Annotated in this window: 13 protein-coding genes and 3 tRNA genes; 9 read left to right on the top strand and 7 right to left on the bottom strand. The window is 52.9% G+C overall.

The features are described from left to right. The first annotated feature begins 23 nt into the window (after positions 1-23). Both R8377_RS05815 and R8377_RS05810 read left to right on the top strand, forming a co-directional pair. A complete protein-coding gene (locus tag R8377_RS05815) occupies positions 24-695 on the top strand; it encodes a dihydrofolate reductase (RefSeq protein WP_317642555.1) in 672 nt (223 codons plus the stop codon). A gap of 10 nt (positions 696-705) precedes the next feature. Further along, positions 706-1,233 carry a low molecular weight protein-tyrosine-phosphatase gene (locus R8377_RS05810; RefSeq protein WP_317642554.1) on the top strand — a complete coding sequence of 176 codons (528 nt, stop codon included), beginning with the start codon at positions 706-708 and terminating at the stop codon, positions 1,231-1,233. 149 nt (positions 1,234-1,382) lie between these two features. On the opposite strand, the gene R8377_RS05805 is transcribed toward R8377_RS05810, so the two are convergent. From R8377_RS05805 to galE, 4 genes are all read right to left on the bottom strand, one after another. Further along, a complete protein-coding gene (locus R8377_RS05805; RefSeq protein ID WP_317642552.1) occupies positions 1,383-1,826 on the bottom strand; it encodes an HTH domain-containing protein in 444 nt (147 codons plus the stop codon). Between the two features lie 166 nt (positions 1,827-1,992). Beyond that, positions 1,993-2,068 (bottom strand) — tRNA-Phe (locus tag R8377_RS05800). Positions 2,069-2,110: 42 nt separating this feature from the next. After that, positions 2,111-2,184, bottom strand: a tRNA-Asp gene (locus R8377_RS05795). Between the two features lie 133 nt (positions 2,185-2,317). Continuing rightward, positions 2,318-3,328: a UDP-glucose 4-epimerase GalE gene (galE, locus tag R8377_RS05790; RefSeq protein ID WP_317642551.1), complete on the bottom strand. Its 1,011-nt coding sequence runs from the start codon at positions 3,326-3,328 to the stop codon at positions 2,318-2,320. 153 nt (positions 3,329-3,481) lie between these two features. Between galE and trmB the strand changes: the two genes are divergently transcribed. The 3 genes from trmB to lepB all read left to right on the top strand — a co-directional run bounded on the left by trmB (position 3,482) and on the right by lepB (position 6,159). Beyond that, positions 3,482-4,354 carry a tRNA (guanosine(46)-N7)-methyltransferase TrmB gene (gene trmB / locus R8377_RS05785; RefSeq protein WP_317642550.1) on the top strand — a complete coding sequence of 291 codons (873 nt, stop codon included), beginning with the start codon at positions 3,482-3,484 and terminating at the stop codon, positions 4,352-4,354. 66 nt (positions 4,355-4,420) lie between these two features. Further along, entirely contained in the window at positions 4,421-5,338 is a 918-nt protein-coding gene (locus tag R8377_RS05780; RefSeq protein WP_317642549.1) for a prenyltransferase, read from the top strand. A 380-nt stretch (positions 5,339-5,718) separates the two neighbouring features. Then, entirely contained in the window at positions 5,719-6,159 is a 441-nt protein-coding gene (gene lepB / locus R8377_RS05775; RefSeq protein ID WP_317643725.1) for a signal peptidase I, read from the top strand. Positions 6,160-6,296: 137 nt separating this feature from the next. Here the strand turns inward: lepB and R8377_RS05770 are convergent, their stop codons facing one another. The 3 genes from R8377_RS05770 to R8377_RS05760 form a co-directional block, all read right to left on the bottom strand. Further along, positions 6,297-7,868, bottom strand: a complete 1,572-nt coding sequence (locus R8377_RS05770) for a S10 family peptidase (RefSeq protein WP_317642548.1) — start codon at positions 7,866-7,868, stop codon at positions 6,297-6,299. 175 nt (positions 7,869-8,043) lie between these two features. Further along, positions 8,044-8,115 (bottom strand) — tRNA-Glu (locus tag R8377_RS05765). Positions 8,116-8,452: 337 nt separating this feature from the next. Further along, a complete protein-coding gene (locus R8377_RS05760) occupies positions 8,453-9,358 on the bottom strand; it encodes a glycosyltransferase family 2 protein (protein ID WP_317642547.1) in 906 nt (301 codons plus the stop codon). 81 nt (positions 9,359-9,439) lie between these two features. Here R8377_RS05760 and R8377_RS05755 point away from each other — a divergent pair, with 81 nt between their 5' ends. From R8377_RS05755 to R8377_RS05740, 4 genes are all read left to right on the top strand, one after another. Then, a complete protein-coding gene (locus R8377_RS05755; RefSeq protein WP_317642546.1) occupies positions 9,440-10,894 on the top strand; it encodes an AI-2E family transporter in 1,455 nt (484 codons plus the stop codon). Next, positions 10,895-12,121: a glycosyltransferase family 2 protein gene (locus tag R8377_RS05750; RefSeq protein WP_317642544.1), complete on the top strand. Its 1,227-nt coding sequence runs from the start codon at positions 10,895-10,897 to the stop codon at positions 12,119-12,121. Positions 12,122-12,225: 104 nt separating this feature from the next. Next, entirely contained in the window at positions 12,226-13,152 is a 927-nt protein-coding gene (locus R8377_RS05745; RefSeq protein ID WP_317642543.1) for an ABC transporter ATP-binding protein, read from the top strand. Next, on the top strand, positions 13,149-14,765 hold the full coding sequence (locus R8377_RS05740; RefSeq protein ID WP_317642542.1) for an ABC transporter permease: 1,617 nt from the start codon (positions 13,149-13,151) through the stop codon (positions 14,763-14,765). The genes R8377_RS05745 and R8377_RS05740 overlap by 4 nt, the downstream gene beginning before the upstream one ends. Positions 14,766-14,837 lie beyond the last annotated feature (72 nt).

The following is a 14,837-nucleotide window of genomic DNA, read 5'->3' as shown; positions in this document are numbered from 1 at the left end:
GTTATTGAGGAGCACCACAAACTATGGAGCATGACAGTAGTAGCCGCAGCGGCTATCACGAACCCACGCCCGGTCGCGCCGGGCTTTTAGGAGACCAAGGCAAGGAGCTCGTAAGCGATGACGAGCTTGCTGAGCCTTGGTCTGTGAACTTAATTTGGGCCCAAGCCTGTGCCAAGGATGGCAGGAAGGGTGCCATTGGTTTCGAGGGGGGTATGCCTTGGCATGTGAGCGCAGACATGCGTCGCTTCAAGGAACTGACCATCTCCCACCCTGTCATTATGGGGCGCCGCACCTGGGAATCGATGGGATCCAAACCTCTGCAAGGGCGCGACAATATTGTCGTTAGCCGCAACCCTCAATTTAGGGCTGCTGGTGCAACGGTAGTGGCGAGCCTGCAAGATGCCGTCGAGCTGGCGCGGCAGGAAGCCATACCGGCAGACGGCATCGACCGTTCGGAGATTTGGGTCATTGGTGGCTCGCAAATCTTTGAGGAAGCTCTGCCGCTGGCTTCGCGAGCATACGTAACCGACTTGGACGCGCAAGTGGACGCAGATACCTTTGCGCCAGACATTGACGACTTGGTCAGCCATCACCTGTGGCGAGTGGGCCAAGAGGAGCCGTGGCAGCCTGCCCAAGATCCCAAGGATCGAGGCGTGAATCGTTATCGCTACGTGACCTATGAGCGAGTCAGCTGAAGGGGAGAACATGAGTAAGCAAGGCGATGAACATACACCTTACGTTGTTATGACGGTCTGCACTGGCAATATTTGCCGCTCACCTATGGCTGAGATTATCTTGCGTAAGTTCTTTGAGGACCGCGGTATCGATGCCAGCCAGGTGCGGGTAGAGTCCAGTGGAGTCAGCGATGAGGAGTTTGGTAATCCTATCGACCGCAGGGCGCAGAAGGTTTTGAAAGAGCGGGGCTATGAGCTGCCGCAAGACCATTTCGCCCACCGCATCAGCAAGGACGAGGCAGAGGAATCTGATTTGCTGCTGCCGATGACTGCCGACCATATGCGCTCCCTCCTGCGTATTTTGCCAGCAGACAAGCGCCCAGCAGTCCATCTCTATCGTTCTTTCGACCCTGACCTACCCAAGCCGCAGCCGGGCCATGAGAGCGACATCGACCTAGCGGATCCTTGGTATGGCGGCCCAGCAGAGTTTGAAGTGGCCATCGACCAAATCGAGCACACCGCTCCCTACGTCGTAGACTGGGTCCTAGAGCAGCTCTAAGCCTCCTTAAAAGGCCCAAGCCCCCAAATGTGGCTTGGGCTTTCCTTATTCAAAAGCCGCCCGCAAACCGGCCCTAATGTCACGATTTGAGGTATGCGTGCAAAGGTCTCGCTCAAAGACGTGCGAATATGGAATTGAGATTTCAGTCGTTACGAGATGAATCGAGAAGGATTCTGCGCTTTGACGTGAGTGAAAATCGTATCTGCTAGGTGTATGATTTTCACGGCTCCACCGAGGCCAATCGTTGCCAGCTGCCCGTCTTGGACGGCTTGAATATCTCCAGCTGAAGCACCTACTATGTCCGCAATTTCTTTTTGAGTCATGTGAAAAGACTGCTCTAACATCTCAATGTGTGTCTGTAGAATTTCTGCCGCGCTGCATTCGTGCACAGACATAACCAGCAAGATAATGAGATGCCCAAGACTGCTGATTTCGTCATACGTGAGTGCGGAGTCATTTCCTCTGATAAAGTTGCTCATCTTTTCTGCTGAGCATCCCACAATTGCTGCTAAGGCTGTGGTAGACAGCAAGTTGGACTCTACAGCATGCTGCGCTAACGCTCTCGTACTCATTTTGGACCACTGTGTTCCCATGGGAGCCTCTTTTGCTCAGTGCTGATAAGTATGAATCTTGCTGCCATCTTAGCGGATGTTTGCTGCGGCTACCTTGACCGAGAAGGAGGAGCTTGCAACATTGGCGCAATCAAGGGGGAGTGGAGATAAAGGAAAACCAAGAATGCGATTGCAATCTTGGTGTATCTGGTGGCTCCGAGCGGGATCGAACCGTTGACCTAGCGATTTTCAGTCGCTCGCTCTACCAACTGAGCTACAGAGCCTTGTTTATTGTCGGATAGTCAAAACTATCAGTGACATCCGAGCGACTCCGGCCGGACTTGAACCGGTGACCTCCGCCGTGACAGGGCGGCGCTCTAACCAACTGAGCTACGGAGCCGTGGCTGTGTAAAACAGCCAGAACTAAAGCTTACCCGAACTTTTCTATGATGCAAACTCGGCGCGTCGCGTTTATAGAAAAAGCCCCGAAAAGGCCAGTACTTCGACCATTTCGGGGCTTTGAGCTTGTGACCTCAGTCGCTCTGCTTCCACGATTCGGTATCAATGTGGTGGTTGGGATTGGCCTGCCATGCCTGCCAAGCTGACTCAACGATGTCTGCCACGTCGTATTGAGCGTGCCAGCCCATTTCTTCGTTGATGCGCTTGGGGGAGCCAATGAGTTTGGCGGGGTCGCCGGCGCGGCGGGGCTTGACGGCCTCGGTGAAGGGCAGGCCGGTAACCTTCTTGACCTCGTCTACAATCTGGCGAACCGAAGTGCCTTCGCCGGTGCCAACGTTGAATGCGTCGTATTGGCGCTCGTCGCGGTCCAGGTAGTTGAGTGCGGCGATGTGGGCATCTGCCAAGTCGGAGACGTGAATGTAGTCGCGTATGCAGGTGCCGTCTTCGGTGGGGTAGTCGGCGCCAAAAATTGCGGGAGCTTTACCTTGCTTGAGGCGGTCGAAAATCATAGGAATCAGGTTCAAAATGGCTGGGTCTTCGAGCTCAACCGGGCCGCAGCCAGCTACGTTGAAGTAGCGCAGGCCGCAGAATCGGATGCCGTGGGGCTCTTCGCAGGCGCGGGCCATCCACTCTCCAATGAGCTTGGTCTGTCCGTAAGGATTGATGGGGAGCATGGGCACTACATCTTCGGGCACCACGCTTACTGGGGGCTCGCCGTAGGTGGCAGCGGAAGAGGAGAAGACGAGCTTCTTGGCATCGGTAGCGGCCATAGCTTTCAGTACGTTGAGCATGGAGCCCAAGTTCTGCTGGTAGTACCAGAGCGGCTTTTCAACCGATTCGCCCACCTGCTTGCGGGCTGCGAAATGAATGACCGAGTCGACCTTGTGCTCGCGCATAATCTCTGCCATACGCTGGTCGGCACCGGGGGCGGAGATGTCGGCTCCGTAGAGGCGGGCACCTTCGATGCGGGTGGGTTTGCCGTAGCTTAAGTCGTCGATGACTATTACTTCTTGGCCTGCTTGATGCAGGGCGTGCACCACGTGGGCTCCAATGTAACCACAACCGCCTGTGACGAGAACGGACATTTCGTTCACCTTTCTGCCGCCGTCGAGCTATTCAGGAAAGAATGTTCGATTCTGCGCAGTTTTGTTTATTTTTGTTCCTTATTGAGTATAGCATGAGCGCACCCAGCAAGTGGGGGACTCGCTTATACCTTCCCTCAGATATAAATAATACTGATGACTACGAAACAAACAGATGAACAAGCAGTTGAGCAAGACTCTTTCGGGGTGCAAAGCGCCCGCGAGGAACAGTCCGGGCAGGCAGGCAGGCGCACCATCGTCTCCTTCACCCGGCGTTCAGGCAAGCTTGACGACAGGCTAGCGCGGGCTTGGCAGGAGTATGCCCCTCAGCTTTTGCTCCAACTCGACGACGACGCGTCTTCTTTGGGAGTTGGGCAGCATGTGCGCATCGATCAGGACTTCTTGGAGCGCTCGTACGCTCAGCCGGCTCCTGTAACCGTAGAAATTGGTAGCGGGCAAGGCGAAAATATCGTAGCTGCTGCCGCTGCACATCCAGACCGCAATTTCTTAGCTCTAGAAGTATACGAGCCCGGCTTGGCACACACCATGCTGTTGGCGGGTAAGCAAGGGTTGACGAATTTAAAAGTCGCGCAAACCAACGCTCCCGAGTTCTTTGCAGCTGCCGACCAAGGGAGCGTGGGCGAAGTGTGGACCTTCTTCCCCGATCCTTGGCCCAAGATGAAGCACCACAAGCGGCGTTTAGTGCAGTCTGCCTTGGCTGCCGACATAGCCCGGGCGCTCCCGTCGCAAGGCTTGTGGCGTATAGCAACAGACATCGATGACTACGCTCTGCATGTGCACGAAGTGATGGATAACGATGCTCATTTCCGCAACTTGGGCGAGCACTGCGTGAGTTTGGCAACTGCACATGTGGGTAAGGGCACGGCTGACCAAGCTGCCCTACTGCCTCATGCTGACTTCACTGAATCGGAACGTTTCTCGGGGCGTGTGCTCACCAACTTTGAGCGAAAAGGCCTCGCTGCGGGCCATACCATTCATGACTTCACCTACCAAGTGACCCATAACTGAACTTGTTGTTCAACTCCTATATTTGAACTGGTGTGCAGCAAGCTCTACCGAAAGAAGAGGCACGATATGAATCGCCGCTGGTTAGACTGGCCCACTTTTGTAGAACTGACCGAGATTTTTACCGCCCCCCTAAATATTGCTTGGTTTGCTATGGGCGCTTCGATTGCCCACTACCTGTACGGTGTGGTCAATTGGGCGAATATGCTGCTGTGTTTTGTAGCGATTATTTTCTTTGACTTGGCTGTGAATATTACCGACAATTACTACGATTATGTGCACGCACGCGACCGCGAAGGCTATGCGAAGCATACGAATGTGATTGGCAAGCGCAATCTGCCCCTGCGCGGTGTGTGGTGGTTGGGGTTGAGTCTCTACTTGATTTCGTTGGTGCCGGGCTTTATTCTGGTGGCTCGCACCGGCTGGCCGCTTGTGATCTTGGGCATCATTGGCTACGCTGCTGGCATTTTCTATACGGCCGGGCGTTTTCCCATTAACGCCACGCCCTTGTGCGAGACGGTAGTGGCGCTTACCATCACCTATATGGTGCAGCTGGTGTGTGTATATATTTGCGTATACGGGCATTATCCCTTCGATTGGGCCTTGGTTGGTAAAACCTTGATGGTTTGCCTGCCGGTGACTCTGATTTTCTTCACCGTCCAGCTGGCCAACAATGTAGCCGACCGCGATGAAGACATTGCCAACGGTCGCCATACCTTGGCCTATTTCTTAGGATCCAAGAGGTCGCTTGTGCTAATGCGGATTATGCAGGCCCTAGGAGCGCTGTGGCCACTGCTGAACTGGGCTACCGGACTCGTGCCTTGGCCGGCGGCTCTCAGCGTACTGATTCTGCCCTTCATGTGGCGGGGCATGCAGCCCTTCTATGCCAAGCCAGACAAGCAGACTACCTACTTTCCGTTGATTAAGGCAGCCTCGCTCTTCTTCGTAGGGTATACGCTCCTGCTGGTGGCGGGTGTGTGGCTCTAAGTTTGTGCATGAGGTAATCGCTTTGCAGAACTGGCCTTGCTAGTAGGAGGTGGCTACTAGAATGAGGCTAAGCGAAGCAGTGTGTAACTGGCAAATGCTCGTGTGAGCTGGATTGGCTGTCAGATGCCGCTACTGAAGAAGGGTTACACTGTGCAAACAGGACAGATGCCGCAAACACCTCCACGCCGCCTGCAAGATGAGCGCAAGCGTCAGCGGATTCGGGCTAGGCAGGCACGCCCCCTGTGGATGCGAGTACTCCAAGAGGTGGGCTGGCTTATCGCCTGCGTCTTAGTGGTAGTACTCATGCGCGCCTTTGTCTTTGGAGCCTACGAAATCCCTTCTGAGTCAATGGAGCCTACGCTTAATGTGGGGACCGGGTCATTGCTTCCAAAGTGCAACCCAAAATTTCGGGTGTGCAGCGGGGTGATATCGTCATTTTTCACGACCCAGATAATTGGCTTCATACTGGTCCTGACGACGACTTTTTAATTAAGCGCGTCGTTGGTGTAGCTGGTGATCGGATTAAAGCAGATGGTACGGGTCCGGTCAGTGTGAACGGCACCATCTTGAATGAAAAATCGTATATCATGCCCGGAGCGGTCAGCTCCCAGATACCCTTCAATCTGACCGTGCGGGAAGGCTATATTTTTGTAATGGGAGACAATCGCTCAAACTCTGCTGATTCTCGCTTCCACTTGGGAGACAAAAATGGTGGTCAGGTGCCACTGAGCAAGGTAGATGCCATCGCCAACTGCACGTATTGGCCCCTCAACCGCTTAGGTCTACTGCGCCGCCCAGACGGCGTTTTTGCGGGTTTGTGAGTCGAATCAAGGCTGGTTGAAAAGCGCAAGAATCAAGTGCTTGTGAGTTGAGTCAGTCAGTGAACGGAAAGTCGTACAAGAAGAGGCCTAGGCAAGGAGATGACCTGCCTAGGCCTCTTATAGTTGGCTGTTAGAAACTACTCCATGCCTGCAACTTCGGGCAGGTCGGGGCGCTCATCGATAGTGACCATCTCATCCGCGTTTGCGGCGTAGAAGCGTGCCAAATCGCCCGAGAACTTCTCCAGACTTTCCGGATTAGAGTAGACCATGTGGCCGGCTGGATAGTAGGTGAAGGCGATGTTGTTATGCAGGGGCTTGGGTAGACCCATGTGGTCAATATCGTATTCGGTCTGGCCGAAGGGCGTAGCTAGATCGAAGATGCCGTTGCAGACCAGCACTTTGAGTGTGGGTTGACGTACGATAGCAGTAGCCAAGTCGGGTGTTACTAGGGGGAAGGGAACCTTCTCTCCCCACGAGGAAGCGGTATGTCGGGGTAGCTGGTGCCACCAAGTCCAACCCTTACCGGGCTCCATGGAGTTCCAATCGAAGTTGGCGAAGCCCTTACGCTCGCTCTTACCGTCCCAGCCCAGCTCGTCGCGCAAGTAAGCGGATGAGAGTGAAGAGTAAGCGGGATCTAGGAAGGAATCGTCGACTACGAAGGTTTCGTCGTCGCTCACCTGGTCCATGTCGTAACCGGTGGTGCGAGCGTCGTAGCGGCCCACAATCTTGCCTTCAGAACGCAGGAGTTCCTTACGGAAGCGGTGGTCAAGCACGCGCAGATCAGAGGCGATGACATATTCCTTGCTTAAGCCCGTCAGTTCGGCGAAGCGCTGTGCAATTCGGTCTTTGCGAGCTGGATCAAGCTGATCTCCCTGCCACATAGCTAAGCGCAGAGGGCCATTGGCGAAGGCGCGGGCCGCTTGTAGATGCTGGTCCATCGTGATGCCAGCTCCCGCCTTGCCCTGGTATTTGGCAATGGCTGCGTAGGTGGGGAAGTTGCCGATGTGGAACTGGTCTGAAGTGGCGAAAGTAAAGGCGTAATTGAGGATGTTTGAGAGCAAGGTGAGGCCGTTGAGCGCTACGCCATCTTCTTGCAGTCGGTATGCCAGAGCTGCGCCGCGGGTGGTGCCGTAGGATTCGCCGAGCACATACTTGGGGGAGTTCCATCGGTGATACTTGCTTAAGTAAGCGCGAATAAAGGCAGAGAAGCCCTTCACATCGCCATCTACTGACCACAGTTCCTTCTTAGCTTCTTCAGCGATTTGTGAGAAACCTGCGCCGGCTGCATCGATAAAAACAATATCGGAGTAAGGCAGGATGGAGTAGGGGTTGTCGGCCAGCTCATAAGGAGCGCCCGGAACTGGAGCGGCGTCGGGGATGACGATGTGTTTGGGGCCTATGGAGCCCATCATGAGGAAGGTTGAGGAAGCGCCGGGGCCGCCATTAAAGACGAAGGTGACCGGGCGACTCTTGTCTGCTTCGCCGTCTGCACCGAGGGCTGTAAAAGCCGAATAGAAGATGGAAGCTGCGGGCTTCACCTTCTCCGTATCAATATTAATAGTCCCAACAGTTGCCTCATACTCCCAAGACCGGCCCCCAATAGTAACCTCATGCCGAGTCCTGTGCTGGCGCTCGTCAGGCAAAATCTGGTCGGTCTTTGAGCTGGAGGATGGTGTGTTTTCTTCACAATTCGATGCGGTAGTGCTCATCTTGCTCCTTAAAGGCTGTTGTGTTTTACCCTGATTGGTAATACAGCCTAATGCATCGGAGCTGTGTTTGCTTGATTTGTCTCAAGAAATGGATGAATTGAAATCAGCGCAATGATAAATAGAAGCAAAGAAGGAGAAAAGTTGAAGAAAGTATTCGTGGCGCTGCTGCCCTAAGTACCCCCGGAGAGAGTCGAACTCTCGTTGTCAGATTGAAAGTCTGGTGTCCTAACCGTTAGACGACGGGGGCGAACGTGACTATATTACCTTCCACCCCTAGACTAGGCAAGCCGGCGGTTTGTCGGCCGCGTCGTCAGACGGCTCTTGCGTTTAGGTTTTATGATGAGGCTAAAAGGGAATGTGAGCTATGTCACACTATTTGAGGGTTTAAGAACGGACAAGTTTAAAACAGACAAAGCGTGTAATGAGAAAATAAGCAGTGCCAATAAGTAAGAAAAACAAGAATGCAAGAATGTGTCTGCTTCTTGCTGTTTGCTAGAGAATTACTATAGGATAAGGCCGTGCACAAGCAGCGACGCTACTGACACGGCCTGACCTTTTGGGACTAAGTGTTAATGTGGAGAGTTCTAGTTTTTGGAGTTTGCCGGGATGGGTTCCATCTCTTGATCTCGGCGGTGGAAAAGCTCCATCTGCTCCTTAATCCAAATACGCTCGGCCGGGTTGATGTCAGCAGACTCTAAGTACTTCTGGTAGACCGGGTAGAACGTGCGCAAAATAGGATAGATGGCGTAAAGCGTGTGCTCAGGTTTCTGCTCGCGCGTGTGGGAGGGATGAGCATCGAAAGTATTTTTGAATCGCTGCATGTAGTGGTGGAAAGAATTGAATGAGGTATCCATGCGCCGAGCAGAGATTGCCGCGTTCATATCCTTGCAATAGACCATCTTAAAATCATGGTCTATCAGGTGGAGGGAGACGTCAACATCTTCGTGGAAAATGTCTGCCTCGTCTCGGCATACTTCGCCGCGAATCGTTTTCCAAGCGCTCGCTCTCAGCGCCATATTGGAACCGAAAAGTAAGTATTGGCCATCATCAGCACGGTAGACGCTTCTGCGCACCTTGTTGTCGCTCTTGAGACCGATTTCTTTGCCGGGCATGTCGTAATAGGCGACCGGGCCGGTGGCTCCCATGGCATCTGAATCGTTTTCAAAGAGTCTACTCACTACTTCAACCCAGTTGGGGCGCAGCATGCAATCAGCATCGATGCGTCCCAAAATATCGCCACGAGCCCGATCTAGCCCATAGTTTCGGGTGGGAATCAGCCCCTGCTCCTCGTCTTGGTGGAGCAGCTGTACAGGCGTGTCGGGGTGGGCTGCAATGAAATCTTGGACTATCTGTGCAGTGCGGTCGGTGGAGTGATTGTCGACAACGAGCACCTCTAAGGGTGCGACCGACTGTGTGGTCGCGTTCAAGATGCAGTCAGCGATACGATCTTCTTCATTCCAAGCCGGAATAACTACGGATACGGTCAGCATAGGTTTCAGAATACTTGGCCCGTTATACAGTCTTCAAGCTCTCGGCTTGTTTCTTGTCAGCATTGCCGGGATAATAGAGTCATGGACGCAAGTAATAAGCAGCAGCTCGATTTGGGATCTCTCTTCCCCTCCAAAGGCGACCCCCGCCGCCCACCTGAATGGTATGGCCGGGCTCTTTTCTATGCCGTAATCACTGTATTTCTGGCTTGGTTCGCATATACTTCCTGGTCAAAGGTCGAGTTCGTAGTTCTCGACGTTGTTATCTCTATGTTCGTGGCCTTGGCAATGGAGCCCTTGGTGGTTACTTTCGTCAAACATGGATGGAAGCGCGGGGCGGCTTCTGGTGTTACGCTCATAGGCCTTGTCATTGTCGTTATTGCGCTCATGGGTCTCTTTGGCAACATGTTTGTACAGCAGGTCATTGGCATGGTTAAGGGTGCTCCCGCTTTTTATGAGCAGGTGGTGGATTTTGTACAGTCCAAGACCCACCAGCAATTGCCAGCAATGCAAGACTTGGGAAATGAGATTGCTAAGAATATTCAAACATCTTGGGTTACTGACTTTGCAGGTCAAGCGTTCACCACAACTGTGGGCGTTTTGGGTTCGGTGTTGAACATTATGACCGTGTTATTGGTTACGTATTACATTTCCGCGGCCGGACCGAAGCTGCGTAGAAGCCTGTGCCAGTGGATGAGCCCTTCTAGCCAGCGTCGTTTCGTACTCGTTTGGACGGTTGCTCAGGATCAGATTTCGTCCTTCCTCTTTAGCCGCACTATTCTGGCTCTGATTTCAGCGGCCTGCATGTCTGTCTTCTTGGTGGTTATCAATGTGCCTTACTGGTTGCCATTGGCGCTCTTCTGCGGTCTGGTATCGCAATTTGTGCCCACCATTGGTACCTATATCGGCGGCGCTCTGCCGGTCGTAGTGGCTTGGGGAGCAAACGGGCTCGTCATTGCTTTGGCAGTTCTGATTTATATTACCCTCTACCAGCAGGTTGAGAACCTGATTTTGGCACCTAAGATTTCTCAGCGTACGATGGATTTGAACGCTGCTATCGCCTTCTTGGCGGTTTTGGCTTTGGGTGCGGTGTTTGGGGCGTTGGGAGCCTTCCTAGCTTTGCCGGTAGCTGCCTCCTTCCAAATAATTTTCAAGGCTTCCACCAAACGCTACGATTTGATTGATTCGCCGCTTATGCAAGATCCTAAGCCAACGAAGAAGTCCAAGGTGGTTGAAGGTGCTGAGGCCATTAACGAGCATGTGATTAAGCCAGTGACTGAGCATATCCCACGCTCTGCGCAAGGTTCCAGTAAGCGGGTAGTGATTGCCGACAAGGACGAGCAGCAAATTCGAGAGGAATTCGCTCGTATCCCCACTTCAGACGCACTGGATACCTCTGAAACTGTTGCGATTCCAAAGCATGTGGTGAATGACAGCAAGGGCAAGGCTCAGCTCGAAGGCGCTCAACACGAGCATAACAAGAAGTCTCGTGGCACCAAAGAGATTCCCAGCGCCAATCCCCGCAAGGAGTGGCAGTAAATGGCCTTCCTTAATCTGCTCGATGTAGTCACTATTATTTTGACTGCAGTCGGTATTATTTATCAGGCTGTCTGCATTGTCACTTCTTTTGTGGCTAAGCCGGTGGTCTTCCCAGAAGTGCCACTTAATAAGCACTTCGCGGTGCTCATTTCTGCCCGCAACGAGGAAAGCGTTATCGGCGGGCTGATTGAGTCCATTCAGTCGCAGACCTATCCCAGCCAGCTGGTCGACATCTGGATAGTGGCCGACAATTGTACAGATAATACGGCCCAGGTAGCTCGGTCTATGGGCTGCCATGTGGTTGAGCGCACGAATACAACACAAATAGGCAAGGGCTATGCCCTGACTTACTTACTTGACAACATCATCTCTTCTGGAGCTTCAACCAACTACGATGCTTTCTTCGTTTTTGATGCTGATAACCGTCTCGATAAGCACTATATCGGAGAGATGAACAAGGCCTTCCAGTCCGGTTTCAAGATTTTGACTTCTTATCGCAATTCCATCAACTTCTCGGATAATTGGGTTTCTTCCGGCTCGGCCCTGTGGTTCATCCGCGAATCTCGATTCTTGAATTCTTCACGCATGGTTTTCGGTTCTTCTTGCCATGTGGGCGGCACTGGTTTCATGTTCTCGCGCGAAGTCATGGAACGCAATAATGGCTGGAAATTCCACTTGCTCACAGAGGATTTGGAATTCACTATGGATTCCATCCTTCACGGTGATCGCATCGGCTACTGTGGTACTGCCATCCTGTACGACGAGCAACCAGTAACCTTCCAGCAGTCTTGGCGGCAACGTCTGCGATGGAGCAAAGGCTTTCTACAAGTATTCCGTTATTATGGGCCCTCGCTCATTCGGCGAGCTGTGCAGGAACGTGATTTTTCGGCAGTAGATTTAACGATTCTGATTTGCCCGCTTACCGTCTTGAGCCTCATACGTTTCGTGTTCGGTATCTTGTTCTCAACGTTTGGCTTTGTTACTTGGTCAAGTCAGATTGGCTCTTTAACTAATATGACTGTGCTAGGTAGTATCGGCATCCTGACTTTGATGGGCCTGGCAGCGCTGACTGTGGTTGCAGAGCGCGACAAGATTGGTGCTTCCAACAAAGAACTGCTTGCCTATTGTCTGAGCTTCCCTATTTTCATGTTGTCTTATGTGCCAATCTCCTTCCAGGCTATCTTCTCCAACCCTGGTTGGAAACCTATCGAGCATCAAGGGAAGTAAAACTAGTCGGATTCTGAGGGGTAATTATCCGTTAGTTCAGGTCTGGTATATCACTACTTGAGATGATTCGTGCCATTCCAACACTGATGAAGTATGCTCTAATCATGAGCACTTATCAAACCGCCCCAGCAGGTTTTGATCCTGCGCCAGTGGCTACCGGACCAAATCCTCAAGCTGCGCTCTCAATCCGTGCCCTAGTCAAGCGTTATGAGGCCAAAATTGCTGTCAACGGCCTCTCTCTCGACATTCCGGTCGGCTCTTTCTATGGCTTGGTGGGTCCCAACGGTGCCGGCAAAACTACCACCTTGAATATGGCGACCGGCCTGCTGGTGCCTGATTCCGGTTCGGTGATGATTTTGGGGCGCGATGTGTGGTCAGACGTGAATCAAGCCAAGCGTTCTATCGGTGTCATGCCGCAGTCCAATCAAATTTTCGACCGCCTGACTGGTTTGCAGCTCTTAGTGTATTCGGGTATGCTGCGTGGCATGAAGCGGCAGGAAGCCTCGGCTAGGGCCAAGGATTTGCTCTCTGCCTTCGACTTGGCATCCGCGGCAGACACAATGGTGTCGGGTTATTCCGCAGGTATGAATAAGAAGATTTGCCTAGCTACTGCCATGATTCATAGCCCGCGTCTGCTGGTTTTAGATGAGCCTTTTGAATCGGTTGACCCGGTTTCCTCTGCTAATTTGAAAGACATTCTGGCCGAGTACGTGTCCACCGGCGGCACGGTCATTGTCTCCTCTCATGTGATGGCCTTGGTTGAGAAGATGTGCACTCACGTTGCTGTCATCAATCAAGGGCAAGTACGCGCAGACGGCACTATTACTCAGGTGGCGGCTGGTGAAGATTTGGAAGACCGCTTCCTGCAATTGGTGGGCGGCCGCCATGCTGCGGCGCAAATCAGCTGGCTCAACGGCGGCCCTGCACCATCTGCTCAACCTGTGCAGCCCATAGCGGCAGGTCCTCAGTCCGGTATCACCATGCCTCCAAGCTCTGAATTTCCTGCCAATTCCGGGTCAGGCCAGCAATGAGTGAAATCGTAACTATTGCCCGCCTGCGCTGGGCACTGACTATTTCAACTATCAAGAGGTCTTCTTGGCAGACGGTTGGGGCTCTTCTTGCCTTGATACTGGTTGTTGCTGTCATGGTCAGCTCTTGGTCTTTTGCGATGAACTACAACCTCGACCCCACGCCTTCCCGAGAAAAGCTCATGACCGTCTCGATTACAGCGGTTTGCGCATCGGCAGCGCTTACGGTCGCTGTTATTCTCATTCAGCTGATGATTTTGGGCGAAGGCTCTACACTCAATCCTCAGCGGTTCGCCTTCTTCGGCATACCTGACCGCCGCTTGCAAGCTGGTTTACTGCTTGCGGGTTTGGAAGGGCTACCGGCCGTATGCGCTCTGGTGAGTTTCCTCGCCTTGGCTGCTTTCTATCGCAGTTTAGGCCCGCTGGTAGTTGTCGTTGCCGTTGTGGCCGCACCCATAGCGGTGCTAACGATGATGAGCCTGTCAAAGGCAGTGCTCTCGCTCGCTACTACTTTGGCCACTTCTCAACGGGCGCAGAATGCGCTCTACTTAGTGGTGTTTGTTCTCTTTATGTCTATCTGCTACCTGCCTCAAGCCATAGTTCCTGCGGATACGACATTCGACACTACTCAGCTAGCACCTCTCGCTCAGGTCTTGGCTTTCACCCCGCTGGCTGCCGCCTTCCAGCTGCCTTTCGACGCTTATGAGGGTGCCTGGCTTTTGCTGTTGGTGCGTGTAGTGGTCTTGGCTCTTACTGTTGTCTTGTGTTTTGCTCTTTCGACTTGGTGCCTGCGATACACCCGCCTGCATCAAACGCCTAGCGAAACGCAGGCCAAGGCCCACGGCTTAGGTATCTTTGAGCGCATGCCTGATTCGATTTCAGGTGCTATTTCAGCTCGCGTGGCCCTGTATTTGCGTCGCGATCCCCGCCAGCTGGTGTTCTTCCTTCTGCCGCTCATTTTCTTGATTGCTTTGGGATTACAATCTCGTGAGTTCCCAGGAATGGGTTGGTTCGCTTGTTTCTTGGGCGCACTCTTCTTTGGCATGCTCTTTGCTAACTCGCTGGCTTACGACGGCCCTGGTATTCATATGCAAGTAATGGCTGCGGTCAGTGGGGAAGAGGACCGGCGTGGTCGTTCTCGCGTCTACTTGTGGATCACTTCAGTGTATCTACTCATAGAATGTTTGATAGTTACGGTGATTTCGGGTTCTTGGCGCGACGGTCACCAGCTCATGAACGCTGGGATTATTGCACTTGCGGTCGAAGGTAGTGTGATGGCTGGCATCGGCGTTGCACAACTGCTGTCTGGCTCGCTCATATATCCGGTTGCTCCTATCGATAAGCCTTTCTCATCGCCGCAGGGTCGCCCAATGTCACAGGCATTTTTCCCCTTCATACAAATGCTATGCAACTTGCTCGCCATGCTTCCCACTCTTATCGCTTTAATTGCGGTGTCTGTTGTATCGTCTGCCGATGCGCTTATGTGGGTATTGGGCCCTATTGGCTTGGCGAATGGCGCAGCAGCGTACTTTGTCGGGATAAAGTGGGGTGGCAAGATTTTCGACCGGCGGCAGTTGCGTATTGTCAACACGCTTGATCGATACGCTTCTCTGTAAAACTGCGCTCTCTCATAGCTAACTGGTGCGGCCTGCAAGTAAGCTAATGGTTAGGGCTATATGCAGGGGTTG

This window comes from Bombiscardovia apis (assembly GCF_033095945.1).
Taxonomy (GTDB): domain Bacteria; phylum Actinomycetota; class Actinomycetes; order Actinomycetales; family Bifidobacteriaceae; genus Bombiscardovia; species Bombiscardovia apis.
The sequence above is the reverse complement of the archived record's forward strand: the minus strand, read 5'-3'. Positions and strand labels throughout refer to the sequence as shown.

Coding starts and splice junctions, on each gene's coding strand:
- R8377_RS05815 (WP_317642555.1), top strand. CDS start 24: ATGGAGCATGACAGTAGTAGCCGCAGCGGCTATCACGAACCCACGCCC.
- R8377_RS05810 (WP_317642554.1), top strand. CDS start 706: ATGAGTAAGCAAGGCGATGAACATACACCTTACGTTGTTATGACGGTC.
- R8377_RS05805 (WP_317642552.1), bottom strand. CDS start 1,826: ATGGGAACACAGTGGTCCAAAATGAGTACGAGAGCGTTAGCGCAGCAT.
- galE (WP_317642551.1), bottom strand. CDS start 3,328: ATGTCCGTTCTCGTCACAGGCGGTTGTGGTTACATTGGAGCCCACGTG.
- trmB (WP_317642550.1), top strand. CDS start 3,482: ATGACTACGAAACAAACAGATGAACAAGCAGTTGAGCAAGACTCTTTC.
- R8377_RS05780 (WP_317642549.1), top strand. CDS start 4,421: ATGAATCGCCGCTGGTTAGACTGGCCCACTTTTGTAGAACTGACCGAG.
- R8377_RS05770 (WP_317642548.1), bottom strand. CDS start 7,868: ATGAGCACTACCGCATCGAATTGTGAAGAAAACACACCATCCTCCAGC.
- R8377_RS05760 (WP_317642547.1), bottom strand. CDS start 9,358: ATGCTGACCGTATCCGTAGTTATTCCGGCTTGGAATGAAGAAGATCGT.
- R8377_RS05755 (WP_317642546.1), top strand. CDS start 9,440: ATGGACGCAAGTAATAAGCAGCAGCTCGATTTGGGATCTCTCTTCCCC.
- R8377_RS05750 (WP_317642544.1), top strand. CDS start 10,895: ATGGCCTTCCTTAATCTGCTCGATGTAGTCACTATTATTTTGACTGCA.
- R8377_RS05745 (WP_317642543.1), top strand. CDS start 12,226: ATGAGCACTTATCAAACCGCCCCAGCAGGTTTTGATCCTGCGCCAGTG.
- R8377_RS05740 (WP_317642542.1), top strand. CDS start 13,149: ATGAGTGAAATCGTAACTATTGCCCGCCTGCGCTGGGCACTGACTATT.